General features: G+C 64.7%; 23 protein-coding genes. 11 read left to right on the top strand and 12 right to left on the bottom strand.

The features are described 5' to 3' along the window. The first annotated feature begins 4 nt into the window (after positions 1-4). From PCJ49_RS07820 to PCJ49_RS07795, 6 genes are all read left to right on the top strand, one after another. Positions 5-1,543, top strand: a complete 1,539-nt coding sequence (locus PCJ49_RS07820; protein WP_269910428.1) for a tryptophan halogenase family protein — start codon at positions 5-7, stop codon at positions 1,541-1,543. Positions 1,544-1,567: 24 nt separating this feature from the next. Further along, complete coding sequence (locus PCJ49_RS07815) at positions 1,568-2,308, top strand: SapC family protein (protein ID WP_269910427.1); 741 nt, start codon at positions 1,568-1,570, stop codon at positions 2,306-2,308. Positions 2,309-2,331: 23 nt separating this feature from the next. Further along, positions 2,332-3,834 (top strand): glycerol kinase GlpK, encoded by a 1,503-nt coding sequence (glpK, locus tag PCJ49_RS07810; protein ID WP_269910426.1) that lies wholly within the window; start codon positions 2,332-2,334, stop codon positions 3,832-3,834. 106 nt (positions 3,835-3,940) lie between these two features. After that, complete coding sequence (locus PCJ49_RS07805) at positions 3,941-5,512, top strand: glycerol-3-phosphate dehydrogenase/oxidase (protein WP_269910425.1); 1,572 nt, start codon at positions 3,941-3,943, stop codon at positions 5,510-5,512. A 59-nt stretch (positions 5,513-5,571) separates the two neighbouring features. After that, on the top strand, positions 5,572-8,709 hold the full coding sequence (locus PCJ49_RS07800) for a glycoside hydrolase family 2 TIM barrel-domain containing protein (RefSeq protein ID WP_269910513.1): 3,138 nt from the start codon (positions 5,572-5,574) through the stop codon (positions 8,707-8,709). A 228-nt stretch (positions 8,710-8,937) separates the two neighbouring features. Next, the gene (locus PCJ49_RS07795; protein WP_269910424.1) at positions 8,938-9,690 is read left to right on the top strand and encodes a FadR/GntR family transcriptional regulator; all 753 of its coding nucleotides are present in this window, start codon (positions 8,938-8,940) and stop codon (positions 9,688-9,690) included. 274 nt (positions 9,691-9,964) lie between these two features. Here PCJ49_RS07795 and lpdA read toward each other — a convergent pair whose 3' ends face one another. After that, on the bottom strand, positions 9,965-11,374 hold the full coding sequence (gene lpdA, locus PCJ49_RS07790) for a dihydrolipoyl dehydrogenase (protein WP_269910423.1): 1,410 nt from the start codon (positions 11,372-11,374) through the stop codon (positions 9,965-9,967). 308 nt (positions 11,375-11,682) lie between these two features. Between lpdA and PCJ49_RS07785 the strand changes: the two genes are divergently transcribed. After that, positions 11,683-13,104, top strand: coding sequence for a methyl-accepting chemotaxis protein (locus tag PCJ49_RS07785; RefSeq protein ID WP_269910422.1), 1,422 nt, complete (start codon positions 11,683-11,685; stop codon positions 13,102-13,104). Positions 13,105-13,113: 9 nt separating this feature from the next. On the opposite strand, the gene PCJ49_RS07780 is transcribed toward PCJ49_RS07785, so the two are convergent. The 10 genes from PCJ49_RS07780 to wrbA all read right to left on the bottom strand — a co-directional run bounded on the left by PCJ49_RS07780 (position 13,114) and on the right by wrbA (position 20,428). Then, a complete protein-coding gene (locus PCJ49_RS07780; protein ID WP_269910421.1) occupies positions 13,114-13,407 on the bottom strand; it encodes a Fis family transcriptional regulator in 294 nt (97 codons plus the stop codon). A gap of 44 nt (positions 13,408-13,451) precedes the next feature. Next, positions 13,452-13,796, bottom strand: coding sequence for a type II toxin-antitoxin system RelE/ParE family toxin (locus PCJ49_RS07775; RefSeq protein WP_269910420.1), 345 nt, complete (start codon positions 13,794-13,796; stop codon positions 13,452-13,454). Positions 13,797-13,942: 146 nt separating this feature from the next. Continuing rightward, entirely contained in the window at positions 13,943-15,862 is a 1,920-nt protein-coding gene (gene dxs, locus PCJ49_RS07770; protein ID WP_269910419.1) for a 1-deoxy-D-xylulose-5-phosphate synthase, read from the bottom strand. Positions 15,863-15,893: 31 nt separating this feature from the next. Further along, a complete protein-coding gene (locus tag PCJ49_RS07765) occupies positions 15,894-16,793 on the bottom strand; it encodes a polyprenyl synthetase family protein (protein ID WP_269910512.1) in 900 nt (299 codons plus the stop codon). A gap of 11 nt (positions 16,794-16,804) precedes the next feature. After that, on the bottom strand, positions 16,805-17,056 hold the full coding sequence (locus PCJ49_RS07760; protein WP_153204215.1) for an exodeoxyribonuclease VII small subunit: 252 nt from the start codon (positions 17,054-17,056) through the stop codon (positions 16,805-16,807). A 112-nt stretch (positions 17,057-17,168) separates the two neighbouring features. Continuing rightward, positions 17,169-18,098 carry a histone deacetylase family protein gene (locus tag PCJ49_RS07755; protein ID WP_269910418.1) on the bottom strand — a complete coding sequence of 310 codons (930 nt, stop codon included), beginning with the start codon at positions 18,096-18,098 and terminating at the stop codon, positions 17,169-17,171. Between the two features lie 129 nt (positions 18,099-18,227). Further along, a complete protein-coding gene (locus PCJ49_RS07750; protein WP_269910417.1) occupies positions 18,228-18,473 on the bottom strand; it encodes a sulfurtransferase TusA family protein in 246 nt (81 codons plus the stop codon). A 1-nt stretch (position 18,474) separates the two neighbouring features. Continuing rightward, complete coding sequence (locus PCJ49_RS07745; RefSeq protein WP_269910416.1) at positions 18,475-18,885, bottom strand: DUF423 domain-containing protein; 411 nt, start codon at positions 18,883-18,885, stop codon at positions 18,475-18,477. A gap of 141 nt (positions 18,886-19,026) precedes the next feature. After that, on the bottom strand, positions 19,027-19,737 hold the full coding sequence (locus PCJ49_RS07740) for a pirin family protein (protein WP_089287415.1): 711 nt from the start codon (positions 19,735-19,737) through the stop codon (positions 19,027-19,029). Positions 19,738-19,825: 88 nt separating this feature from the next. Then, positions 19,826-20,428 carry an NAD(P)H:quinone oxidoreductase gene (gene wrbA / locus PCJ49_RS07735; protein WP_089287416.1) on the bottom strand — a complete coding sequence of 201 codons (603 nt, stop codon included), beginning with the start codon at positions 20,426-20,428 and terminating at the stop codon, positions 19,826-19,828. 154 nt (positions 20,429-20,582) lie between these two features. Between wrbA and PCJ49_RS07730 the strand changes: the two genes are divergently transcribed. The 4 genes from PCJ49_RS07730 (at position 20,583) to PCJ49_RS07715 (ending at position 25,042) form a co-directional block, all read left to right on the top strand. Beyond that, on the top strand, positions 20,583-21,518 hold the full coding sequence (locus tag PCJ49_RS07730; protein WP_269910415.1) for a LysR family transcriptional regulator: 936 nt from the start codon (positions 20,583-20,585) through the stop codon (positions 21,516-21,518). A gap of 67 nt (positions 21,519-21,585) precedes the next feature. Next, a complete protein-coding gene (locus PCJ49_RS07725; RefSeq protein WP_269910414.1) occupies positions 21,586-22,857 on the top strand; it encodes an ATP-binding protein in 1,272 nt (423 codons plus the stop codon). A gap of 86 nt (positions 22,858-22,943) precedes the next feature. Beyond that, positions 22,944-24,173, top strand: coding sequence for a putative DNA modification/repair radical SAM protein (locus tag PCJ49_RS07720; protein WP_269910413.1), 1,230 nt, complete (start codon positions 22,944-22,946; stop codon positions 24,171-24,173). Continuing rightward, positions 24,173-25,042, top strand: a complete 870-nt coding sequence (locus tag PCJ49_RS07715) for a TIGR03915 family putative DNA repair protein (protein ID WP_269910412.1) — start codon at positions 24,173-24,175, stop codon at positions 25,040-25,042. The genes PCJ49_RS07720 and PCJ49_RS07715 overlap by 1 nt, the downstream gene beginning before the upstream one ends. A gap of 31 nt (positions 25,043-25,073) precedes the next feature. Here the strand turns inward: PCJ49_RS07715 and cobT are convergent, their stop codons facing one another. Continuing rightward, positions 25,074-26,165, bottom strand: a complete 1,092-nt coding sequence (gene cobT / locus PCJ49_RS07710) for a nicotinate-nucleotide--dimethylbenzimidazole phosphoribosyltransferase (protein ID WP_089287421.1) — start codon at positions 26,163-26,165, stop codon at positions 25,074-25,076. Positions 26,166-26,242 lie beyond the last annotated feature (77 nt).

The following is a 26,242-nucleotide window of genomic DNA, read 5'->3' as shown; positions in this document are numbered from 1 at the left end:
GCCCGTGAAAACGGTTGTCATCGCCGGGGGCGGCTCCGCCGGCTGGATCGCCGCTGGCCGGATTGCCGCTCGCAATGGTACCAGCCTGGCGGGTGGCGTGCGCGTCATCCTCATCGAATCGGCGGTCATCGGCACCATCGGGGTGGGGGAGGGGACCTGGCCGACCATGCGCAACACCCTGCGCAAGATCGGTATCCGGGAGACCGATTTCATCCGCCAGTGCGATGCCGCCTTCAAGCAGGGCGCCCAGTTTGCCCGCTGGACGGATGGCAGCGCTGGCGATGCCTATTACCACCCGCTGAACCCGCCGCAGGGCGCACCGCAGATCAACCTGTCCGGCCATTGGCAGGCTTTCGCCCGCGAGAACCCGTTGAATTTTGCCGAGGCGGTGGATTTCCAGGCCAGCCTGTGCGACGCCGGGTTGGCGCCGAAATCCATCACCAGCCCGGAATATGCCGGGCTGGCCAATTACGCCTATCATCTGGATGCCGGGAAATTCGCCGATCTGCTGCGGGATCATGCGGTGGAAAAGCTGGGCGTTATCCATATGGTGGATGACATTATCGAGGTGCATCAGGATGAAGCCGGCGACCTGACCGGGCTGACCCTGCGCGGGGCGGGCCGCGTCGACGGGGATTTCTTCGTTGATTGCACCGGTTTCGCCTCCCTGCTGCTGGGGGGCACCTATGGCGTGCCGTTCAAGGATTGCAGCGACGTGCTGTTCTGTGACCGGGCGCTGGCGCTGCAGGTGCCCTATGACCGGCCCGATGCGCCGATTGCCACCCACACCATTTCCACCGCCCAGGATGCCGGCTGGATCTGGGATATCGGCCTGCCGACAAGGCGCGGCACCGGCCATGTTTATTCCAGCCGGCATATGAGTGATGAGGCGGCGGAAGAGAGTCTGCGCCGCTATCTGGGCCCGGCTGCCGACGGGTTGAGCCCGCGCCTGATCAAAATCCGCGCCGGCCACCGCGCCAGCTTCTGGACGCATAATTGCGTCGGCGTCGGGCTGGCCGCCGGCTTCCTGGAACCGCTGGAAGCATCGGCCCTGATGCTGATCGAAACGGCGGTGGATTTCATCGCCGACCGGCTGCCCGCCAACCGGGCGGTGATGGATACGCTGTCCCGTCAGTTCAACCGCGCCTTCACCCATCACTGGGATCGGATCATCGAATTCCTGAAGCTGCATTATGTGCTGACCAAGCGGACAGATACCGCCTTCTGGCGCGATAATCTGGACCCGGCCAGCATCCCGGTCGAATTGCGGGAGAAGCTGGAACTGTGGCGCTACCACCCGCCGGGGCCCGCCGATTTCCCGCACCAGCCGGAGGTGTTTTCCTGGCCCTCTTATCAATATGTCATGCACGGGATGGGCTTTGCGGCGGACTATAGCGGGTTGGCCCAGGTGAAGGCGGAAACCGCCAGCGCGCGCCGCGCCTTTGCCCAGGCCGAGCGGGCGCGCCAACAGGCCCTGCGTGACCTGCCGCGCCACCGCGACCTGTTGAACCGTATTCAGCAATACGGGCTGCAGCCGGTCTGATCCCGGTTATCAGGAGAAGCACCCATGCCCATCCATCCCCTGACCGCCGCCCGCCACGCCAGCGCCCGCCTGCGCCCCTTGCCCGACATGGGCCATGCCGCCCGCCAAAACCATGCCCAACTGGGTCTCAGCGAGGTGCGGGACGCGCTGGCCGATTACCCGATCTTTCTGCTGAAACATGCCGATAGCGGCCGGTTCAACCTCTGCGCCTTGTTCGCCCTGGAAGGGGCGGCAAGCTGGTTCATGATCCAGGGCGGCTGGCAGGCCACATACCTGCCGCGCAACCTGCTGCGCCAGCCCTTCCACCTCGCCCCCGGTGCCGGCGGCGTGTTCGATCTGGCGGTGGAGGAGGAAACGGACCGGCTGCATGACCGCGACGGCGACCCCTTGTTCGACGCGCACGGCCAGCCGACGGCGCGCACCGAACAACTGGGCCGGCTGCTGGCCGGCCTGCGTGATGATCTGGCCGCCGCGCGCGGCTTTGTCGACCGGCTGGCGGCGCTGGACCTGATCTGCCCGGTCGACATGCTGCTGACCTTCGGCGATGGGCGGGAAAACCAGATTGAGGGGATCTACAGCATCGGGGAAGGTCGCCTGCGCGATCTGGCCGATGCGGATGTGCTGGCGCTGCACCGGGAGGGTCATCTGGCGCTCGCCCATGCGGTGATGGCATCGGCCACCCAGGTTCACCGCCTGCAACAGCTTCACAATGCAACGGCCAAGGTGCCGCTGACCCGCATCGCCAAGGCCGTGCGGGAACAATAACTCCTCAATCGGAGAAGCTTAAAATGACCGGCCATGTGCTTGCCATCGACCAGGGAACCACCGGCACCACCGTGCTGGTGTTCGACCGCGACGCCAATATGGTGGGCCGCGCCTATGCCGAATTCACCCAGCATTTCCCCCAGACCGGCTGGGTGGAACATGATGCGCTGGAGATTTGGCATGTGACGCTGGATGTGATCGGCCGCGCCCTGCGTGCGGCCCATCTGCGCGCCGATGATCTGGCCGCCATCGGCATCACCAACCAGCGCGAAACCGTGGTGGTCTGGGACCGGGCGACGGGGGAACCGCTGCACCGCGCCATCGTCTGGCAGGATCGCCGCACGGCATCTTATTGCGAGGAATTGCGCGGGCAGTCCGGCGTGGAGGCGATGATCCGCGACAAGACCGGGCTGGTGATCGACCCCTATTTCTCCGGCACGAAAATCCGCTGGCTGCTGGACCATGTGCCGGGCCTGCGCGCACGGGCGGATAAGGGAGAAGTGGCGTTCGGCACCATCGATAGTTGGTTGATCTGGAAGCTGACCGGCGGGGCGGCGCATGTCACCGACTATTCCAACGCCGCCCGCACCCAGCTTTATAATATCCATGAACTGCGCTGGGATGAGGATATCCTGGCCCTGATGGATATCCCGGCTTGTTGCCTGCCCAAGGTCAACCCCTCCACCTGCATCCACGGGCTGACCGATCCCGACAGCTTCTTCGGCACCCATGGCATCCCCGTGTCGGGCGTGGCGGGGGACCAGCAGGCGGCCCTGTTCGGCCAGGCCTGCCACGGGCCGGGGCTGGCCAAGAACACCTATGGCACCGGTTCCTTCATGCTGATGAACACGGGCACCGCCGCCCGGCGGGGACCGGGCAGCCTGTTGACCACCATTGCCTGGGGCATCGGCGATGAACCGGTGGAATATGCGCTGGAAGGGGCGATCTTCGTCACCGGAGCGGCGGTGCAATGGTTGCGCGACGGGCTGGGGCTGATTGCCTCCGCGGCGGAGACGGAGGAACTGGCCCGCTCCATCCGCAGCAATGAGGGGGTCTATTTCGTGCCAGCCCTGACCGGGCTGGGGGCACCGCACTGGGACCCCTATGCGCGCGGCCTGATCTGCGGTCTGACGCGCGGCACCGGCCGCGCCCATATGGTGCGCGCTGCCCTGGAAGCCATGGCGTACCAGACCCTGGACGTGGTGCGCGCGATGGAGCGGGAAGCGGGCATTCCCTTGACGGAGTTGCGCGCCGATGGTGGGGCCACCGCCAACCATTTCCTGATGCAGTTCCAGGCCGACATGCTGGGCGTGCCGGTGGAGGTGCCGCGCATTGCCGAGACGACGGCATTGGGTGCGGCCTATCTGGCCGGGCTGGGGGCCGGTGTCTGGAGCAGTCGGGAAGAGTTGGACGAGAAATGGAAGCTGGCGCACCGGTTTGAACCGGGCATGACGCCGGTTGAACGGGACCGGTTGTACGAACGCTGGGGCCGCGCCCTGGAACGCGCCAAGGGGTGGGATGTGTAGGGGGCATCGATGCCCTCTCTCCACCGTCACCCCGGTCTTCGCCGGGGTGACGGTGGAAGGGAAATGACGGTAGGCAAACCAGCCCCCCAATTCACGGGAACAAACAATGTCGATCCTGGATCGCAACCTTTCCATCGCCCGGCTGGATGCCGAACCCGGCAAATGTTGGGACTTGGTGATTATCGGTGGTGGGGCCAGTGGCCTGGGCGTGGCGCTGGAGGCGGCGGCGCGCGGATACAGCGCCCTGCTGCTGGAAGCGCATGATTTCGCCAAGGGCACCTCCTCGCGCTCCACCAAGCTGGTGCATGGCGGTGTGCGCTACCTGGCGCAGGGCAATATCGGGCTGGTGATGGATGCGCTACGTGAACGGGGGCGGCTGCTGGCCAATGCCCCGCATGTCACCCGCAGACAGCCCTTTGTCGTGCCCGTCTATCGCTGGTGGGATGCCGCCTTCTATGGTGCCGGGCTGATGGTGTACGACCTGCTGGCCGGGCGGCTGGGTCTGGGCCGGTCCCGCCTGCTGTCGCGGGCAGAGGTTCTGCGCCGCGCGCCGACGGTGAAGCAGGCGGGGCTGAAGGCCGGCATCCTTTATTATGACGGGCAGTTCGATGATGCGCGGCTGGCCCTGACTTTGGGCTTGAGTGCGGCGGAAGCCGGGGCCGTGCTGGTCAACCATGCCCCCGTCACCGGGCTGCTGAAGCAGGCTGGCAAGGTGACGGGGGTGCGGTTTGTGGACAGCGAAACCGGTGTTGAACGCACGGCCAACGCCCGCGCCATCATCAATGCCACCGGACTGTTCACCGACCAGACCCGGCATCTGGACGATCCGTCCCGCCCCTCCACCCTGTCGCTCAGCCAGGGTATCCATCTGGTGCTGGATCGGTCCTTCCTGCCGGGGGATGATGCGGTGATGGTGCCGAAAACGGCGGATGGCCGCGTGCTGTTCGCCGTGCCCTGGCATGACCGCACCATCATCGGCACCACTGACACGCCCATCCCCGAGATCGCGCTGGAACCGCGCCCGCTGGAACAGGAAATCGAATTCCTGCTGACCCATGCGGCGCTGTATCTGGAGAAGGCCCCCAGCCGCGCCGATGTGCTGGCCGTGTTCAGCGGTATTCGCCCGCTGGTGAAGGCCGATGGTGTCTCCGGCACCTCGGCCGTGCCGCGCGATCATCTGATCATCACCGACCCTTCCGGCCTGATCACCCTGACCGGCGGGAAATGGACCACCTATCGCAAGATGGCCGAACAGACGGTGGATCGCGCCGCCGATCTGGCCGGGCTGCCGTCCGTGCCCTCCAACACAGCCGACCGGCATCTGGCCGGCTGGGTGGAGAAGGCGGGCGATTATGCCGATCCGTTGACCGTCTATGGCGCTGATGCCGATGCGGTGCGGGCGCTGATGGCATCCGATCCGGCCCTGGCCGCCCCGCTGCATCCGCGCCTGCCCTATCCGACCGCCCTGGTCATCCATGCTGTGCGGGCCGAAATGGCGCGCACGGTGGAGGATGTGCTGGCCAGGCGCACCCGCGCCCTGCTGCTGGATGCGGCGGCAGCCTTGGAAGCCGCCCCCAAGGTGGCCGCCCTGATGGCCGCCGAACTGGGCCGGGATGAGACCTGGCAGCGGCAGCAGGTGGCAGCCTTCGCCGCCACCGCCGCTGCCCATCATTTGTGATGGATGGCTCCGGCCATCCATCCGCCGATCATAACCAATAAGGAAATCGCCCCGTGACGATGCTCCGCCCCCTGGGAACCGCCCTTGCCACGCTTTTTCTGCTCTGCCCGCTGATGGCGGCCCCCGCCATGGCGGCAGAGTCAGAGCCGACGCGCGCCGAATGGGAACGGCCCGATATTCTTGCCATCGGGCGGGAGCCGGCGCGCGCCACCTTTGACGGTTTCACCAGCCGTGAAGCCGCCCTGGCGCGCGACACCAAGGGGCAGCCCTTTCATCTGTCGCTGGATGGCAAATGGTCCTTCGCCTATTCCCGCAACCCGGAGGCAAGGCCGAAGGATTTCTTCCGCCCGGATTATGATGTCAGCGGCTGGGGCAGCATCCAGGTGCCGGGCATCATGCAGGCCCAGGGCTATGGCCAGCCCTATTTCAACAATATCGACTATCCATTCCCGCTCAATCCCCCCTTCATCCCGCATGAGATGAATGAGGTCGGGTCGTACCGCCGCAATATCGACATTCCGGCGGATTGGGCCGGGCGGCAGGTGTTCCTGAAGATTGGGGCTGCCGGTGCGGCCTATTATGTCTGGGTCAATGGCGTGCGCGTCGGCTATGCCGAGGACAGCAAGCTGCCGTCGGAATTCGACGTCACCCCGCATCTGAAACCCGGCCAGCCCAATGTGGTGGCGATTGAGCTTTATCGCTTCGCCGATGGCTCTTACCTGGAAGATCAGGATTTCTGGCGGGTTTCCGGCATTGAACGCTCGGTCACGCTCTATGCTGCACCCACCACCCATCTGCGTGATTTTGAGGTGAAGGCCGGGCTGGATAAGAGCTTCCAGAACGGCACCTTCGCCCTGGATGTGGCGATTGCCGGGGCGAAGGGTGCCAAGGGCGGACAGGTGCGTGCCACCCTGTTGGATGGCAGCACCCCGGTGCTGACCCAGCAGGCCGCCGTGAAGGACACGGTCAGCCTGTCCGGCACCGTGCCGGGGGTGCGCCCCTGGTCGGCGGAAACGCCCCATCTTTATACGCTGCTGATCGAACTGCTGGACCGTGACGGCAAACTGGTGGAGGCGACCAGCCGCCGCGTCGGTTTCCGCAGCGTGGCGGTGGTGGATGGGGAAGTGCAGGTGAATGGCCGCCGCGTCACCATTCGTGGTGTGAACCGGCATGAACATGACCCGCATACGTTCCGCGTGGTCAGCCTGGAGACGATGCGCCGCGATATCGAGTTGATGAAGCAGGCCAATGTCAACGCGCTGCGCACCTCCCATTACCCCAACGATCCGCGCCTCTATGATCTGGCCGATGAATATGGCCTCTACATCATGGATGAGGCGAATATCGAAACCCATGAATTCATGGAACTGGGTAACAAGACCGGCGACCGCGCCGCCCACCAGATGGGCTATAAGCCGGAATGGAAGGAGGCGCACCTGGACCGGTTGCGCCGTATGGTGGAGCGGGACAAGAACCACCCTTCCATCATCTTCTGGTCGCTGGGCAATGAGGCCGGTATCGGGCCGACATTCGAGGCGATGGGCAAATGGGTGAAGGGGCGTGATCCGTCGCGCCTTGTCTCCTATCTCGGCTGGGGCACGCTGACCCAGGAACATCGGCCCAATGATTATGTCGATATCTATGCGCCCATGTATGACGATATCGACAAGATCGTCGATTACGCCACCGACCCCGCCTTCAAGCAGCCCTTGATCCAGTGCGAATATGCCCATGCCATGGGCAATTCCCTGGGCAATCTGGAGGATTATTGGAAGGCGATCCGGGCGCACCGCAAGTTGCAGGGCGGTTTCGTCTGGGATTGGGTGGACCAGACCATGATCCTGAAGGATGCCCAGGGCCGGGATTACTGGGCGTCGGGCTTTGATTACGGCCCCAACCCGCGCGGGGATCTCAGCGTTGTGGCCGATGGTTTGATCCAGTCCGACCGCACGCCCAACCCGCATTATTACCAACTGGCCAAGGTCTATGCCCCTATCGGCTTTGACGGGTTCGACCCCGCTGCCGGCACCGTCACCCTGCATAACCGCCACGACATGATCGATCTGTCCGGCGTTACCTTTGATTGGAAGGTGGAAGCCGATGGTGTGGTGGTGGCCAGCGGCAGCCTGGAGGCGCCGAACGTCCCGGCCGCCAGCAGCGCCAAGCTGACCCTGCCGCGCTACCCAGCCCCGGCGACGGGGGACACGCGCAGCCATGTGCTGACCCTCCGTGCTTTGGCGCGGGAGGGGGCCATTCCCGGCGTGGCGGCGGGCCATGTCGTGGCCTGGGAACAGTTCGCCCTGAACGAACCGCCGGCCCCGGCGCTGCTGGCGGCGGATGCCAAGCTGGTGGACCGTGATGGTCGCATCACCCTGAAGGCCGGTGACGCCGAACTGGTGATCGACCGGGCCACCGGTCTGGTCGAACGCTATGCCCGCCAGGGCAAGCTGCTGCTGTCCGGCGGGGCACCGAACTTCTTCCGCGCGCTGACCGATAATGATATCGGCGCCGGCGTGCAGAAGACCCATGATGTCTGGCGCGAACTGTCCGACGCCCAATATCGCCATGTGCGGGAAATCAAGGTCGACAAGGCCGGTGCCGTGACCGTGCGCCACGCGCTGGGGGCCGGCGGCGGCTGGTTTGAAACCCGCTATGCCATGGGGGCCGATGGGGTAGTGGAGGTGACGGGCAGTTTCACGCCGGTGAAGGATGACCTGCCCGATCCGCTGCGCATCGGCCTGTCCTACAGCATCCCGACCAGCCTGACCGATCTTTCCTGGTTCGGCCGGGGCCCGCAGGAAAGCTATGCCGACCGCAAGAGCGGGATGGCGCTGGGCCTGTGGCAGGGCAAGCTGGCCGAACAGCACCATGATTATGTGCGGCCGCAGGAAACCGGCAACAAGGTGGATGTGCGCTGGCTGACCCTGCAAGGGCAGGGCCTGCCCATGTTGCGGGTGACTGGGGCCGGGCCGCTGTCGGTCAATGCCCTGGCCTTCCCCTATGCCGATCTGATGATGAAGCCGGTGGGCAAGGCGCATAGTTCCGATATTCAACCCGGCCCCGTCGGCAGCCTGCTGATTGATGCCGGACAGGTGGGTGTCGGCGGCGATACGGGGTGGAGCCTGGATGGCCGGGCCCTGCCGCCCTATCGCCTGAAGGTGGCCGCCACCAGCTTCCGTTTCCGGCTGGGCGGTTGATTGCGCAATCGTTCCATGTCTGTAATGGAGCCTGAAATTCAAGGCGCTGTGTGACAGTAGGGCGGCTTTACCGGGCATGTATTTATCATATATAATACCTGCCCGGTACCTCAGCCGCCCCTCTCTTTTCTGCACCCTTTCAACAGCGCCCCCGCTGTTGGGCCCCGCCCGTCTGGCGCTTCTTCTGGCAGTGGAGTGTCGTCGCGGCTTCTGTGGAGTTCTGTTCAGATGACTAATGGCAATGCAAGGGGCCTGCGCCACGAAATGGGCCGCAACTTCACGTACGAGATCCTGCAGCGGCTGGGCGTGGATATCGTCACCGGCACCTATGGCGTGGGCAATCCGTTCCCGACGGAAGCGGAGCTGTGCAAGCGGCTGGGGGCCAGCCGCAGCGTGCTGCGCGAAGCGGTGAAGATGCTGACGGCCAAGGGTCTGCTGAAGGCCCGGCCCCGCCAAGGCACCTGGATTGAGCCGGAGCGCAACTGGAACCTGCTGGACCCGGATGTGCTCTATTGGCTGCTGGAGCGTAAATTCTCCCCCGGCCTGCTGCTGGAATTCACGCAAGTACGGCTGGCGATTGAACCGATGGCGGCGGCCCTGGCCGCGCGCCATGCCGATGCCAAGGCCAAGGAAGCCATCACGGCGGCGCTGAACCGGATGAAGGCGGCGGAAGCCGGCGATGATGACCCGCTGACATCGGATATCGCCTTCCATGTCGCCATTCTGGAAGCCAGCGGCAACCGCTTCTATGCCCAGTTGCGCGGGCTGATTGAGGCGGCGCTGCGCACCTCCATCCGGCTGACCAACCGGCGCAAGGGCGTGCGGCTGGCCAGTGTGGCCGACCATCAGCGCGTCGCCGACGCCATCTTCGCCAGCGACCCGGACGCTGCATCGGCCGCCATGCGCCACTTGATGGTGGAGGCGATGACCCTGATTGAGCAGGCGAAAGAGACGATGGAGGCGACGGGGGAGGAGGTGTGATACCAACGATCATGAAATTATGGCCGTTGGTGTACCTCAGCCCGTGCGACGTTTGAGCATTTTGCCGAATCTACTCGGCACTTGGGTATATTAGAGCCTGATGCGTTTAATCGTAAACGCATCAGGCTCTAAGCTCTTGTTCAGCGAGCAGATTCACGCTGCAAAGCGATTCCGCTTTTCCGCGATCTGCTCTATTCCCCGCGGTTTCCAAGAAAAAAGGCCGGGGCGTTGCCACCCCGGCCTTGATCCATTCATCCCTTGCGGGGACCGCCAATCACATATGGATCGGGCGACCGGCAACGGCCATAGCGGCTTCCTTGATGGCTTCCGTCAGGGTCGGGTGGGCGTGGCTGGTGCGGTAGATATCTTCCGACGAAGCGCCGAATTCCACCGCCAGGCACAGTTCCTCGATCATCTCGCCAGCAGAGGCGCCGATGATATGCGCGCCCAGCACCTTGTCGGTCTTGGCGTCGGCCAGGATCTTCACAAAGCCTTCGGTGGCGTTCATCGACCGGGCGCGGCCATTGGCGGTGAAGGGGAACTTGCCGGCCTTATAGGCGACACCCTCGGCCTTCAACTGCTCTTCCGTCTTGCCGACGGTGGCCACCTCCGGCCACGTGTAAACGACGCCGGGGATGGCGTCGTAATTGATGTGGCCGGACTGGCCCGCCATCACTTCCGCCGCGACCACGCCTTCTTCTTCCGCCTTGTGGGCCAGCATCTGGCCGGCGATCACGTCGCCAATGGCCCAGATGCCCGCCACGTTGGTGCGGAAATGATGGTCGGTCTTGATGCGACGGCGTTCATCCAGTTCCACGCCCACAGCTTCCAGGCCCAGACCCTCGGTATAGGGGCGGCGGCCGATGGCCACCAGCACGATGTCAGCCTGGATGGTTTCCGCCGCACCACCCTTGGCCGGCTCCACCGTCAGGGTGACGCCTTCACCCTCAACCGTAGCACCCGTCACCTTGGTGGACAGCTTGAAGTCGATGCCCTGCTTGCCGAAAATGCGCTGGGACTGCTTGGAGACCTCGCCATCCATGGTCGGCAGGATGCGGTCCAGATATTCGATGACGGTCACCTTGGCACCCAGGCGCTGCCAGACGGAACCCAGTTCCAGACCGATGACGCCGCCGCCGATCACCACCAGATGGCCTGGCACCTTCTCCAGATCCAGCGCACCGGTGGAGGAGACGATGCGCTTCTCATCAATCGTCACGCCGGGCAGCGGCATCACGTCGGAGCCGGTGGCGATCAGGATGTTCTTCGCCGTCACTTCCTCGGTCGAGCCATCTTCCTTGGTCACCAGCACGATGCCGGCGGCCTTGATGGAACCCTTGCCAAGGATGCGGGTGACCTTGTTCTTCTTGAACAGGAAATCCACGCCGGTGACGTTGGACTTCACCACCTCGTCCTTGTGCTTCATCAATCCGGCAAAATCCAGCTCAACGCCCGAGACCTTCACACCGAAGGCACCCAGATGGTGCTTGGCTTCGCTGTACTTTTCCGACGCGACCAGCAGCGCCTTGGAGGGGATGCAGCCGACATTCAGGCAGGTACCGCCCAGGGTCTTGCGCATTTCCACGCAGGCGACACGCATACCAAGCTGGGCCGCGCGGATGGCGGCAACATAGCCGCCGGGGCCGGCGCCGATGACGACGAGATCGAATTGGGTGTCCGCCATGGGAATAACCATCCGTTGCTTTGCTGCCCCTGGGCATAAGGGCCGGTTTCATTCGCGGACCCCTTATGGCAAGGCCGCCCGCCGATGTCCACCGCCCGACCATGGTAACAGCCGTGGCGTTGTTACATGGCTGAGAACGCTCCCCCGCGCACCCCCGACGTAAGTGTATTTCCTGGTTAGCGGGATTTTAAGCAACTATCGACCAATGGCCTATAGCGGGGGGAGCCGCGGCCCGTTCATTCTGCCACCCTATGACAAGTCAGAGTCGCAATGATGAAAGCGACCGACCATACCGGGAGGCAAATGCCATGGATCAAGCCTATGCAGGCAACGGAAAGCCCGTCACCAGCGCAGGCACCAGCCAGGCCATCGCGGAGCTGGCGCAGGAGGTCGGAACGCTGGGCGTTTCCATTGCCGATGTGACCGGCTATGTCGATGATGTCAGCCGCCGTATCCGCCAGCAGGCGGAGATATTCGAGGCACTGCGCCGGGAGGCGCTGGAGATGAAGGCCGGCAACACCCAGGTGACGGCCGCGACATCCGCCGCGCGGGAGGTGACGGGCAAGGCCCGTGCCCAGGCGGTGGAAAGCCGGTCCCAGGTGGAACATGCGCTGGCGGAAATCCGCGCCCTGGCGACCGATGTCACCGGCATTGAACAGCAATTACGCGGGCTGACCGATGCCTTGTCACGCGTGGGCAAGGTGGCCGGTGAGATCAACACCATCGCCAAGCAGACCAACCTGCTGGCGTTGAATGCCACCATTGAGGCGGCACGCGCCGGCGATGCCGGGCGCGGCTTTGCCGTGGTGGCAACAGAGGTGAAGGCGCTGGCCAACAAGACGGCAGAGGCGACGCAGGAAATCGACGCCACCATGCGCGACCTGGGCGAACAGGTGAAGGCGCTGGCGGCCAGAAGTGCCGCCGGCAGCGCCAAGGCCGCCACCGTGCGCAATGAAACCGACCAGATCGGCCGCACCATGCAGGTGCTGGCCGACGCCATGGGCGAAGTGGACCGCCAGCAGGAACATATCGACACCGCCGCCCGCGCCATCGGTGGCAGCATCGAGACGGTGGATCATCGTATCGGCGACATGGCCGGCGGGGTGAAGGAAAGCAGCACCAGCCTGACCCAGGCCGGCAACCGGCTGAACAGCCTGCTCTCCCTCAGTGAGCGGTTGATCGGCCATACCGCCAAGCTGGATGTGGAGACGGTGGACACGCCCTATATCCGCGCCACCCAGGCCGCCGCCCGGCAGATTTCCACCGCCTTTGAGCGGGCATTGGCCGAGGGCAGCATTCAGATTTCCGACCTGTTTGACGAGGATTACAAGCCCATCCAGGGCAGCGATCCGGTGCAGCACATGACGCGCTTCACCAGCCTGACCGACCGGCTGCTGCCCGCCATCCAGGAACCGCTGCTGACCCTGACCGACAAGGTGGTGTTCTGCGTGGCGCTGGACCGCAATGGCTATCTGCCCACGCATAACCGCACATTCAGCCAGCCGCAGCGCCCCGGCGATCCAGCCTGGAACGCCGCCCATTGCCGCAACCGCCGCATCTTCAACGACCGGGTGGGCCTGACCGCCGGGCGCAACACCCAGCCCTTCCTGTTGCAGGCCTATCGCCGTGACATGGGCAACGGCACCTACACCCTGATGAAGGACTGTTCCGCCCCCATCCAGGTGGCGGGCCGGCATTGGGGGGCCTTGCGGCTGGCCTATCGGGTGTGAGGAGGGCGTTCAGCCATCCACCAGTTCAATGCGCAACCGCTTGCCCACCGCACTGGCCGCCTTTTCCAGGGTCAACAGGGTGACGGAGCCGTTGGCGGGGTCCAGTAGCCGGTCCACGGCTGTGCGGCTGGTGCCCATCCGCTCCGACATTTCCGTTTTGGTCAGGTTGCGGCTTTCCATGGCTTGGGAGATCTGCCAAGCGATGACCCGCTTCAGGGCGCGGGCATTGACCTGTTCAAGGATGCCTTGCTCTGCCAGAAAATCGTCGAAGGACGATCCGATATGGGGGTGCTTGTCTTCCATCACTTAGCCCTCGCGTCCTGACGCGAAGACTAAAAGGTCTTGCGTCAGAGTGTCCTCATCCGGTCCCTGGCCAGATCAAGATCGGCCTGCGGAGTCTCCTGCGTCTTCTTGATGAAGCCGTGGAGCAGGACCATCCGCCCCTCATGCACACAGAACAGAACCCGCGCGATACGGTTCCTGAGATGCGTGCGCACCTCGAAAAGCCCCCCACCCATGGGGCGACAGGTTGGCATACCGATCGGCCAGCCAAATTCTACGGTTCGAATATCATCGCCAATACCGAGGCAATCTTCTTTGCTGAGGCTCAGCAACCATTCGCGTACGGGCTCGGCACCGCTTGCCAGCGCATAAAATTGCGCCGGGAGACGTTTAGGCACACCTTTCTGCATGACGCACCCCATAAACTAGAGCGCATCATATAGCACCATTTTTGGTGCGCAAAAAGTCAAAAGAAAGATCGGCAAAACGCCTATCTCTTCTAGACTAGTTCCCTGCCGGGATCAAGGGGGAAAATTACATCTTGTAATTACTCCCCTCAAGCCCCCACCACCTTCGCCCCCTGGGCCACGCCCAGCGCCTTCAGGGCCGTGTCGACGATGTGGCGGGCGTTCAATCCTGCTTCGTCATATTGCTTCTGCGGGGTGTCATGGTCCTGATAGGTGTCGGGCAGCACCATCGGGCGCACCTTGCAGCCGCCATCCAGCAGGCCGCTGCTGGCCAGATGGTGCAGCACATGGCTGCCGAAGCCACCGATGGAGCCTTCCTCCACCGTGATCAGCACCTCATGGTCACGCACCAGCCGCTCGATCAGCGCCATATCCAGCGGCTTGGCGAAGCGGGCATCGGCCACCGTCGTGGACAGACCCCGCGCGCCCATATCCTCCGCCGCCTTCAGCGCTTCCTGCAACCTTGTGCCCAGCGACAGGATGGCAACCTTGGTGCCCTGCTGGAGCACCCGGCCCTTGCCAATTTCCAGCGGCACGCCCTGTTCGGGCATGTCGATGCCCACCCCTTCGCCACGCGGATAGCGCACGGCGATGGGGCCGGCATCATAGGTGGCGCAGGTGGCCACCATATGCACCAGTTCCGCCTCATCCGCCGCGGCCATCACCACCATGTTGGGCAGGCAGGCCAGATAGGCGATGTCGAAGGCGCCGGCATGGGTGGCGCCATCGGCGCCCACCAACCCGGCGCGGTCAATGGCGAAGCGCACCGGCAGGTTCTGCAAGGCCACATCATGCACCAACTGGTCATAACCGCGCTGCAGGAAGGTGGAATAGATGGCGCAGAACGGCTTGAACCCCTCCGTCGCCATGCCGGCGGCGAAGGTGACAGCGTGCTGTTCGGCAATCGCCACGTCAAAGCTGCGTTTAGGGAACTGCTTCTGGAACAGGTCCAGCCCGGTGCCCGACGGCATGGCCGCCGTGATGGCGACAATCTTTTCGTCCTTGGCCGCTTCCTTGATCAGGCTGTCGGCAAAGACGCGGGTATAGGAGGGGGCATTGGCCTTGGGCTTGGCCTGCGCCCCGGTGATAACGTCGAACTTGCCGACGGCGTGCAGCTTGTCCGCCGACGCCTCTGCCGGGGCATAGCCCTTGCCCTTCTGGGTGACGACATGCACCAGAACCGGGCCGCCCTGCGGATCGTCCCGCACATTTTCCAGCACGGGCAGCAGATGGTCCAGATTATGCCCGTCGATGGGGCCGACATAGTAAAAGCCCAGTTCCTCGAACAGGGTGCCACCCGTCACCATGCCGCGCGCATATTCCTCCGCCCGGCGGGCGGCGTTCAACAGCGGACGGGGCAGATGTTCGGCCACCTGCTTGGAGAAATCACGGAAGCCGCGATAGGATTTCGACGAAATCAGCCGCGACAGATAGCCCGACAGCGCCCCCACCGGCGGGGCGATGGACATGTCGTTATCATTCAGGATCACCACCAGCCGCGACTGGGCGGCCCCGGCATTGTTCATCGCCTCATAGGCCATGCCGGCGGACAAGGCACCATCGCCGATGACGGCCACCACATTGTTGGTGCGGCCGGCCAGATCGCGCGCCACCGCCATGCCCAGCCCGGCCGAGATGGAGGTGGAGCTATGGGCGGTGCCGAACGGGTCGTACTCGCTCTCCGACCGTTTGGTGAAGCCGGACAGGCCGCCCCCCATGCGCAGGGTACGGATACGGTCGCGCCGCCCGGTCAGAATCTTGTGCGGATAGGCTTGGTGGCCCACATCCCAGATCAGCCGGTCGGCAGGCGTATCAAAGCAGTAATGCAGGGCGACGGTCAGTTCCACCACCCCCAGCCCGGCACCCAGATGGCCCCCGGTGACGGACACGGCATCAATCGTTTCCGCCCGCAGCTCATCGGCCAGTTGGCGCAGTTGCGACGGCTGCAAACGGCGCAGATCCGCCGGAACCTTCACCTGATCCAGCAGCGGCGTTTTGGATGGGGACATGCCCGCCTCTCTCTAAACCCAAGTCTTTTTCTTAGGACCGGCGCTCAACGACAAATCGGGCGACCTGAACCAGCATATCGGCCCGATCACCAAAAATATCCAGATGCTGGGCCGCCTGATCGGCAAGCCGGCGTGCCTGATCGCGCGCCCGCTCTACACCTAAGATAGAGACAAATGTGGCTTTTCCAGCGGCGTCATCTCGTCCCACCGGCTTGCCCACCTCATCCTGCTGGCCTTCCACATCCAGCAGATCGTCGGCAATCTGGAAGGCCAGCCCCAGATCGTGGGCATAGGCCTGCAGCGCATGGTGCTGCGGCGCGCCGGCCCGGCCCAGAATGGCCCCGGCAACGGCGGAAAAGGCGATCATATCGCCGGTCTTCATCCGCTGCAGGCGGGTGATGGCGCCAATATCAAAGACGGTATTCTCGGCGATCAGGTCCAGCATCTGGCCGCCCACCATGCCGCGCGGGCCGGCAGCCTTGGCGAGGGCCGCCACCAGCTTGCAACGGACCTGCGGGTCTTCATGCGTCTCATGGTCGGCCAGAATTTCGAACGCCTGGGTCAGCAGGGCGTCACCGGCCAGGATGGCCGTCGCCTCGTCAAACTCCAGATGCACGGTCTTGCGCCCGCGCCGCAGGTCGCTGTCATCCATGGCCGGCAGATCGTCATGGATCAGGCTGTAGCAATGGACGAATTCCACCGCCGCCGCCGTGCGCAGGGCGCAGGCGGGGCTGACGCCGAACATGCGCGCACTTTCCATCACCAGGAAGGGGCGCAACCGCTTGCCACCGCCCAGACAGCCATAGCGCATGGCATCGAACAGGCGCGCCTCCACCGCATCGGCGCGGGGCAGCAGCACCTCGATGGCGGCTTCCACCTGTTCGACGGTATCCGCCATGGCGGCAGTCAGGGTCTTGGGCAGCGAGGGCATGGTATCGCTCATCAATCCAGGCGTGCAGGTTCAGCGCCAATGGCGCCATCGGCGGAAATGGTGATGCGATCGACCTTGGCCTGGGCCTCGCGCAGCTTTTGTTCGCAATGGCGCTTCAACAGGGTGCCGCGCTCATAGGATTGGATGGCGTCATCCAGCTTGGCCCGGCCTTCCTCCAACTGACGGACGATCCGTTCCAGTTCGGCAAGCGCGTCCTCAAAACTCAAGGCGGCGATATCGGCGGGCAGTTTGGTATCAGTCATGGCATTCGCACGGGGCACATTGCGGAACGGCGGACTGTATGTCCCCCGCCCCCACTGTTCAAGTGCGATGGGTGCGGTGCAAGGCCGCTTTGTGCTGCCATGGGGGAGCCAACTACACCGTCATCAGGGTTTTAACATGGGCGGCGGTGCTGTTGGCCAGGGCCCGCAGGTCGTACCCACCCTCCAGCACGGAGACGATGCGCCCCTTGGCGTGGCGATCCGCCACCTCCACCAGCCGCGTCGTCACCCAGACGAAATCATCCTCCGTCAGGTCCAGCCCACCCACCGGGTCACGCATATGGGCGTCGAATCCGGCGGAAATCATCAGCAGGTCGGGACGGAAAATATCCAGCGCCGGGATCAGCCGGCTCTGGATGGCATGGCGGAATTCCGGGCTGCCGGACATGGGCGGCAGGCAGGCATTCAGCACATTGCCGAATTCCCCCGTCTCCTTCACCGATCCGGTGCCGGGATAAAGCGGCCATTGATGGGTGGAGGCATAGAAAAGATCGGGATCATGCTCGCAATAGGTCTGGGTGCCATTGCCGTGATGCACATCGAAATCGACAATGGCGACGCGCTTTATCCTGTGCGCAGCACGGGCATGGGCGGCCCCCACCGCCACATTGTTGAACAGGCAGAAACCCATGGCCTGATCGGGTTCGGCATGGTGGCCGGGCGGGCGGACGGCGCAAAAGGCGTTGCGCACTTCGCCGGAACAGACGGCATCGACGGCGGCCACCACGGCGCCGGCGGCGCGCAAGGCCGCCTCCCCGCTGCCGGGGGACAGCACCGTGTCACTGTCCAGGGAGTTGTGACCGCTGGCCGGGATCGCAGCCAGCACGGCGGCGACATGGGCCGGGGGATGCACCCGCTCCAGCTGTTCCCGGCTGGCCGGCGGGGCATCGCGCCGGTCCAGGAACATGAAGCTCTCTTCCTCCAGCGCCGACAGCACCACGCGCAGCCGGTCGGCGCATTCGGGGTGGCCGAAGCCGGTATCATGTTCCAGACAGGCGAGATGGGTGAAAAGTGCCGTATTCATCCGCAACCCATTTCCCGAACGTTCCCCTGGGACGGGGGCCGGTCAAGGGTCGCAGAAGCGCCCCCGCCTTCCCCTTCTCATTGTGCAAAACAGCATAAGGGGATGGGACGGCCTTGTCATTGCGCTAAATCAGCCATTGCCCCGGCGGATGGTGAACAGGGTGACCGGTCCGGCGGCATGATCGCCCGCGGGGCGTATTTCCAACAGCTCATGCCCGGCTTCCCGGCAGAAGGTCTGGAAATCCTTGATCGCCACCTTGTCGGTGGCCGTCACGGCCAGCACCTGGCCCGGCTGCAGCGCACGTAGGGCCTTGGCCGCGCGCAGGACGGGCATGGGACAACGCAGCCCGTTGCAGTCCAGTTCCTGATCCGCCATCTCAACGCCCCCGGCCAAAGGCGGCAGAGGCGACCAGCAGCCAGCCGATGATGAAGGAAAGGCCGCCCAGCGGGGCCACCGCACCCATGGCACTGGGCCCCCACCAGCCCAGCGCGTACAGCGCGCCGGGGAACAGCACGGACCCGATGGCAAAGGCCAGCCCTGCCGCCAGCAGCCGGCGACCGGCATGGGGCATCAGCCGGTAAAGCAGCACGGTGGCGACCATCGCCACCGCATGGATCAACTGGTAATGGCTGGCCATCTGCCACAGTTCCACGGCGCGGGCATCGCGGATGGCGGACAGCCCATGGCTGGCATAGGCCCCCGCCGCCACGGCAACGGCCCCGAACAGGCCCGCCAGCAGCAACAGGCGGTCGGCGCGGGCATCCTGCGGGGCGGGGTCGGTCATCATGGTTTCCTGGGGCAGCAGAGCGTGGCCGCCAATCTAGGCGCTGCAACAGAACAGGAAAAGGCCGAGGGTTGCGATATTCCGCCACCCCCAGCCTTTTTTAGTCACGCAAGCGCTGGAGCCTGCAACTCAGGAAAACCACACTCACGCGGTACGCGGCAGGTCGGCCAGCACCAGTTCGGCCTCTTCCAGCACCTCGATGGTCAGCACCGGCTCATCCCGAATGGCAGCACCATCGCGGGCTTCCAGCACCACACCATTCACCTTCACCTTGCCACGGGCCGGCACCAGATAGGCCAGCCGGTCGCCCAGCTCATGCGTCAGCACGGTGCCCGCCGGCAGGGTGCCACCCAGCAGGGCAGCATCCTGATGGATGTAAAGCGCCCCGCTATCCTTGTCCTGCTCCCGGCCAGAGGCCAGTACCACCAGCTTGCCGGCCCGGTCGCCCTTGGGGAACTTGGCGGCTTCCCAGCGGGGCTTCACCCCCTGCTTGTTGGGGATGATCCAGATCTGGAACAGGGTGGTCTCCCCCGGCTCCCGGTTATATTCGGCATGGACGATGCCGGTACCGGCCGACATCACCTGAACGTCACCCGCTTCGGTGCGGCCCTCATTGCCCAGAAAGTCCTGGTGCGTGATGGCGCCCTTGCGGACATAGGTGATGATTTCCATGTCGCGGTGCGGGTGCGGGTCAAAGCCGGTGCCGCTGTCGATCGTGTCATCGTTCCAGACGCGCAGCGGGCCCCAATGCACCCGCGACGGGTTGTGATAGTTGGCGAAGCTGAAGTGGAAATTGGCGCGCAGCCAGCCATGATTGGCCTTGCCCAAACCGGCGAAAGGACGATGTTCGATCATGATAGGTCTCCTGTAGCGGCCCCCGGCGCCGCCCCTGGCAGGCGGCGGAACCGGGTCCATGTGAGAAGGAAGTTGAGAGGAACAGAAATTACGCGGTCAGCTTGGCGGCGATGCGGGCGACATGCTCACCCTGGAAGCGCGCGCCGGCCAGTTCGTTGGCGGAGGGCTGGCGGGAGCCGTCGCCACCGGCGATGGTGGTGGCGCCATAGGGGCTGCCGCCCGTCACCTCATCCAGCGTGGTCTGGCCGCCGAAGCTGTAGGGCAGGCCCACCACCACCATGCCGTGATGCAGCAGGCTGGTATGGAAGGACAGCAGGGTCGATTCCTGGCCGCCATGCTGGCTGGCGGTGGAGACGAACGCGCTGCCCACCTTGCCGATCAGCGCGCCCTTGGCCCACAGACCCCCGGTCTGGTCCAGGAAGTTGCGCATCTGGGCGGCCATCATGCCGAACCGGGTGGGGGTGCCGAAGATGATGGCGTCATAATCGGCCAGCTCGTCCGGGGTGGCGATGGGGGCGGCCTGGTCCAGCTTGATATGGGCCCGCTTGGCCACCTCATCCGGCACCAGTTCCGGCACGCGCTTCACCACCACCTCGGTGCCCGGCACGCTGCGCGCACCCTCGGCCACGGCGTTGGCCATCGTCTCAACATGGCCATAGCTGGAATAATAGAGAACCAGAACCTTGCTCATCACCATCTCCTGTTTCTGGGCGGGGCCCCGTCCGCTGTGTCGGTCGGTTCGTCCGTCTGTCTGAGGTGAAGATAGGCCGTTGCGGCTTGCCCGTTAATGGCACAAAATCGAACAGGATTGTTGCATCAATCGGGACAATAAGGCGGCACACGGCATGGAACGGTTGGAGGATTTGCGGCTTTTCACCCTGGTGGCGGAGGGGCGCAGCTTTACCCGCGCGGCCGACCGGCTGGGCCTGTCGAAATCCGCCGCCAGCCGCCGCATCGGGGAGCTGGAGACGCGGCTGGGGGCCCGCCTGTTCAACCGCACCACCCGCCATATCAGCCTGACCCAGGTGGGGGAGGGGTTCTATCAGCGGGTCAGCCAGATTCTGGAAGCGCTGGAGGAAGCGGAACGGTCGGTCGCCAGCCAGCACGCCGCCCCGCGCGGGCGGCTGAAACTGGCGGCCCCGATGTCATTCGGCATCCAGCATCTTTCCAGCGCGGTGGCGGAGTTCATGGAACGCTACCCAGAGGTGGAGGTGGAGATGGAACTGTCCGACCGTTTCGTCGATCTGGTCGATGAAGGGTTCGATCTGGCCGTGCGCATCGGCCGGCTGAAGGACAGTTCGCTGGTGGCCCGCCGGCTCTGCCCGGTGCGCGCCGTGCTTTGCGCCTCGCCCGGATATCTGGCCCGGCGCGGTACCCCGCAGGTGCCGGCCGACCTGCTTCAGCATGATTGCCTGATCTACACCAACAGCTCCACGCCCGAGCAATGGAGCTTCCGGACCGAGCCAGGGGCGGAGGAGACGCGCAGCATCCGCGTCAATGGCCGGTTGTACGCCAATAATGGCGATGCCCTGCGGGAAGCGGCCGTGACCGGCCAGGGGCTGGTGCTGCTGCCCACCTTCATCGTCGGGGAAGCCCTGTCACGCGGGCGGCTGGTGCCGGTGCTGGACGATTATCTGCTGTCGCAGAGTGCCGTTCACGCCGTCTACCCCGCCAACCGCCACCTCAGCCCAAAGGTGCGGGCCTTTGTAGATTTTCTCGCATCGCGCTTCGGTCCAGTGCCATACTGGGATGCCGGGCTGACCCTGTTGAAGGGGGGGTGAGGCCCGGTAACGGGGAAAACTTCACACAGTTTTCATCGTTTCCTTTCGCGTCATGGTGCTATGTGCCATGACTTTTCCCAAGCGGTCGGAACAACCGATGGACCTGGAGGCGATGGTTAAAGCGTCCGATCATATGGGCTTTTCAGCGCGGCGGCTGTTGCAGGAAGCGCCCTGGGTCGGGACGGAAGCCACCTGTGGCCAGGTGGCGCAGATGTTCCAGGACGATCCGACCCTGCCCGCCATTGTGGTGCTGGCCGACAAGGGTGCCCGCATCCCCGCCGGGCTGGCCGACCGCAACACCTTCCTGCTGCATTTCGCCCAACGCTATGGGCGCGATCTTTATACCAAGCGGCCGGTGCTGCATCTGGGGGATCGCCGGCCGCTGCTGGTGTCGCTGGAGGCTGATCTGGCGGAAATCAGCGATAGGATCAGCCAGGAAAAACCCGATGCCCTGCATCGCGGCTTCATTCTGGTGGATGAAACGGGTGCCTATGCCGGAATCGGGCTGGGCATCGATGTAATGCGCCTGACGGCGGAGCGCACGGCCCAGGCGCTGGAGCAGTTGCGCAGCACCCAGCGCGACCTGATCCAGAGCGAGAAGATGGCCGCCCTGGGCGGGCTGGTGGCCGGCGTGGCGCATGAAATCAACACGCCGCTGGGCGTGGCCGTCACCGCCGTCACCGCCTTCGCGCAGGAGACGCAGAAATTCCGGGAGGCCTATCAGACCGGCAAGCTGCGCCGCAACGACCTGGAAGAATATGTGCAATCGGCGGGGGAGGCGCTGGGCTTCGTCCAGGGCAATATCACCCGCGCCGCCGATCTGGTGCAGGCCTTCAAGCAGGTGGCGGTGGACCAGACCAGCGACCTGCCCCGCCAGTTCGACCTGGGTGAATATGTCGGCGAGGTGCTGCGCAGTCTGGTACCGCGCCTGCGCCGCAGCCCGCACTGGCTGGATACCTATCTGCCGCCGGGCGTGCAGGTCTATAGCGCGCCCGGCGCCATCGCCCAGATCATCACCAATCTGGTGATGAATGCGCTGACCCATGCCTTCGGGCCGCAACAAGGCGTGATCGCCATCCGCCTGTCGGATGGCCCCCATCCCGACCTGCTGCAGCTTTCCATCAGCGATGATGGCTGCGGCATCCCCGCCGAGAACCTGCCGCATATTTTCGACCCGTTCTTCACCACGAAACGGGACGAGGGGGGGACTGGTCTGGGCCTGCATGTGGTCTATAATCTTGTCACGCAGCGGCTGCGTGGACGGATTGATGTGGAAAGCACCCCCGGCAAGGGCACACGTTTCCAGGTCACCTTCCCCCGGCAATTACCCCGCGAATAAGCGGTTTCGGCCTGACCTTGCTGGAAATCCGTTGACCAAGAAGAACAAAACGTGAATATTTGAGAGGCAAAGCCTGCGAAAGCCCGATGAAGAAGACGCTGAAAGAACGCCTCGCCATCCTGTCGGATGCGGCCAAATATGATGCTTCCTGTGCCTCCAGCGGGACGGAGCGGCGGGATTCCGGGCACAGTGGCGGGCTGGGCTCAACCGAAGGGTCGGGCATCTGCCATGCCTATGCGCCGGACGGGCGCTGCATCTCCCTGCTGAAAATCCTGCTGACGAATTTTTGCATCTATGACTGCGCCTATTGCATCAACCGCTCCTCCAGCAATGTGGAGCGGGCGCGGTTTTCGGTGGAAGAGGTGGTCTGGCTGACGCTGGAATTCTATCGCCGCAACTATATTGAGGGGCTGTTCCTCTCCTCTGGCATCATCCGTTCTTCCGATCACACGATGGAAGAGCTGGTGCGGGTGGCCCGCATTTTACGCACCGAGCATGGCTTCCGGGGCTATATCCACCTGAAGACCATCCCCGATGCCTCCCCGACCTTGATTGAGGAGGCGGGGCTTTATGCCGACCGCCTGTCGATCAATATTGAATTGCCGACCGATGCCGGCATCGACAATTTCGCGCCGCAGAAGCACCCGACCCGCATCCGCGCGGCCATGGGCGATCTGCGCCTGAAGATCGATGCGGCGGCGGAGCCCAGCTTCCGGGGCCGGCGCAAACGCTTTGTGCCCGGTGGGCAGAGCACGCAGATGATTGTCGGCGTGGATGGCGCCAATGATGCCACCATCCTGGCCTCTTCCGCCCGGCTTTACGGCCATTACCGTCTGCGCCGCGTCTATTATTCCGCCTTCAGCCCGATCCCCGATGCCTCCAGGGCGCTGCCGCTGATCAAGCCGCCGTTGCTACGCGAACACAGGCTCTATCAGGCCGATTGGCTTTATCGCTTCTATGGCTTCGCGGTGGAGGAGATCACCCGCACCCGGCCGGATGGCAATCTGGATCTGGAGATTGATCCCAAACTGGCCTGGGCCCTGGCCAACCGGGAACGGTTCCCCATCGATATCAACCGGGCGGAACGGGAGATGCTGTTGCGCGTGCCGGGGCTGGGGCCGCGCAGCGTCAACGCCATCCTCTCGGCCCGCGCCCATAAGGCGCTGCGGCTGGAGGATCTGGGCCGGCTGGGCGTGTCGCTGCGCAAGGTCCGCCCCTTCATCGCCGCCCTGGGCTGGACGCCGTTGCGGCTGGTCGACCGCTCGGACCTGCGCGACCTGTTCGCCCCCAAACCCGAACAATTGAGCCTGTTCTGATGCTGACCCTCCTGCTGGACGGGCATGGCGAACTGGCGGAATGGCGGGCGGCCGCCCGCGCCCTGCTGCTGGCCGGCACGCGGCCGGAACAGGTGGAATGGCGGCAGTGGGAAGGTGCGACGGGTGACCTGTTCGGCGGGCCGGCAAGTGGCAGCGCCCTGCCGCCGCCCGACCCGCAGGCCCCCGCCGCCACCGTGCCGCGCGCCTTTCTGGAACTGGCCGAGGCGGTGATCTGCCACAGCGATCCCGGCCGCTTCGCCCTGCTCTATCGCCTGCTCTGGCGCCTGCAGGGGGAGCGGGCCTTGCTGGAGATGCGGGCCGACGCCGATGTCGTCCAGGCCAATCGGCTGGAAAAATCCGTTCGGCGCGATGCGCACAAGATGAAGGCGTTTGTCCGTTTCAAGGAATTGCCGGATGGCGAAGGGCAGCCGCGCCGCCGCTTCCTCGCCTGGTTTGAGCCGGAGCATTTCATCGTCGGCCGCACCGCCGGTTTCTTTCAGCGCCGCTTCACCGATATGGATTGGATCATCGCCACGCCCAAGGGCACATCATCCTGGGATGGGCAGCAATTGCGCTTTGATCCGGCCCCGGCGACAAAGCCGGACCTGCGCGATGCAGCGGACGATCTCTGGCGCACCTATTACGCCCATATCTTCAACCCGGCACGGTTGAAGGTGCAGGCGATGCAGTCGGAAATGCCCAAGAAATATTGGAAGAACCTGCCGGAAGCCGATCTGATCCCGGACCTGATCGCCGGGGCGGAAGCCCGCGTGCGGGAGATGGCTGCGCGGGCCGCCAGCGACCCGCCGGCCTTCCATCACCGGCTGCGCGCCCGGGAAAAGGCGGCGGGGCGGGAGGGGGAAACATAGCACGCCCCCCACGCCCCGCCGCCGCTTTGGCTCAATGCAGGCTGACCGGCCCGCCGGCTGCCTTTTCCGACACGCCGGCATCGGCGAAGGTGCCCATGTTGAGATGGCAGGCCAGGGCGGAGCGCAGCAGCGGGATGGCCAGGGCAGCGCCTGATGCCTCCCCCAGCCGCATCCCGAAATCGAACAGGGCCTGCTTGTTGATGGCGGCCAGCAGCCGGGCATGGCCGGGCTCCGCACTCTTATGCGCGACAACGCAATGGTCCAGGGCCTTGGGGTCGGCCTTGTGCAGCACAGCGGCAGCGGCGGTGCAGGCAAAACCATCCAGCAACACCGGCACACGGGCCAACCGACAGGCGATGATGGCACCGACGATGGCCGCCAGTTCCTCCCCGCCCAAACAGCGCAGCGCCTCGAACGGGTCGGTCAGGGCCTGCGGATTGGCGGCCAAGCCGGCATCGACGACGGCGGCCTTGCGCTTCAGCCCCTCTTCATCCACGCCGGTCCCCGGCCCCACCCAGTCGGCCCCCGTGCCACCGAACAGGGCCGCGCAAAGCGCGGCGGCGGAGGTGGTGTTGCCAATGCCCATTTCGCCCAGGCACATCAGGTGCAGGCCCGGCTCCACCGCCATCATGCCATAGGCGGTGGCGCGGGCGCAGCGCGCCTCATCCATGGCCGGGCCATGGGTGAAATCGGCGGTCGGGCGGGCGAGGTCCATTTCATAGACGCGCAGATCGGCATCGGCCGCCGTCGCCAGTTGGTTGACGGCGGCATGGCCATTGATGAAGGCCTGCACCATCTGGGCATTGACCGACGCCGGATAGGCGGACACCCCATGGGCCGCCACGCCATGCGCCCCGGCAAACACGGCGATGCGCGGATGGGTCAGTTCCGGCGGGGCCTTGGCCTGCCAGGTGGCCAGCCACTGCACCAGCGTTTCCAGCCGGCCCAGCGCGCCGCGCGGCTTCAACAGGTTCTGTTCGCGCTGCAGGGCTGCCGTCGCCGATTCCAGATCCGGCCCCGGCAATTCCTTCAACACCTTGCGGATATCATCCATCGACGGGGCATCGTCGTGATGATGGTGGTGATGGTCATGATCGTGCGGATGGTCGTGATCGGCGGGCATCGAGAATGGTCCTGTGACGGTGGCCCCATAGGGGACGACGGCAACGGCGCTGGCGGCGCAAGCCACACTCCCGTATA

The organism is Niveispirillum sp. BGYR6 (assembly GCF_027568365.1).
GTDB lineage: Bacteria > Pseudomonadota > Alphaproteobacteria > Azospirillales > Azospirillaceae > Niveispirillum.
Note: the sequence above shows the minus strand (reverse complement) of the source record. Positions and strands in the feature narration are given on the sequence as shown.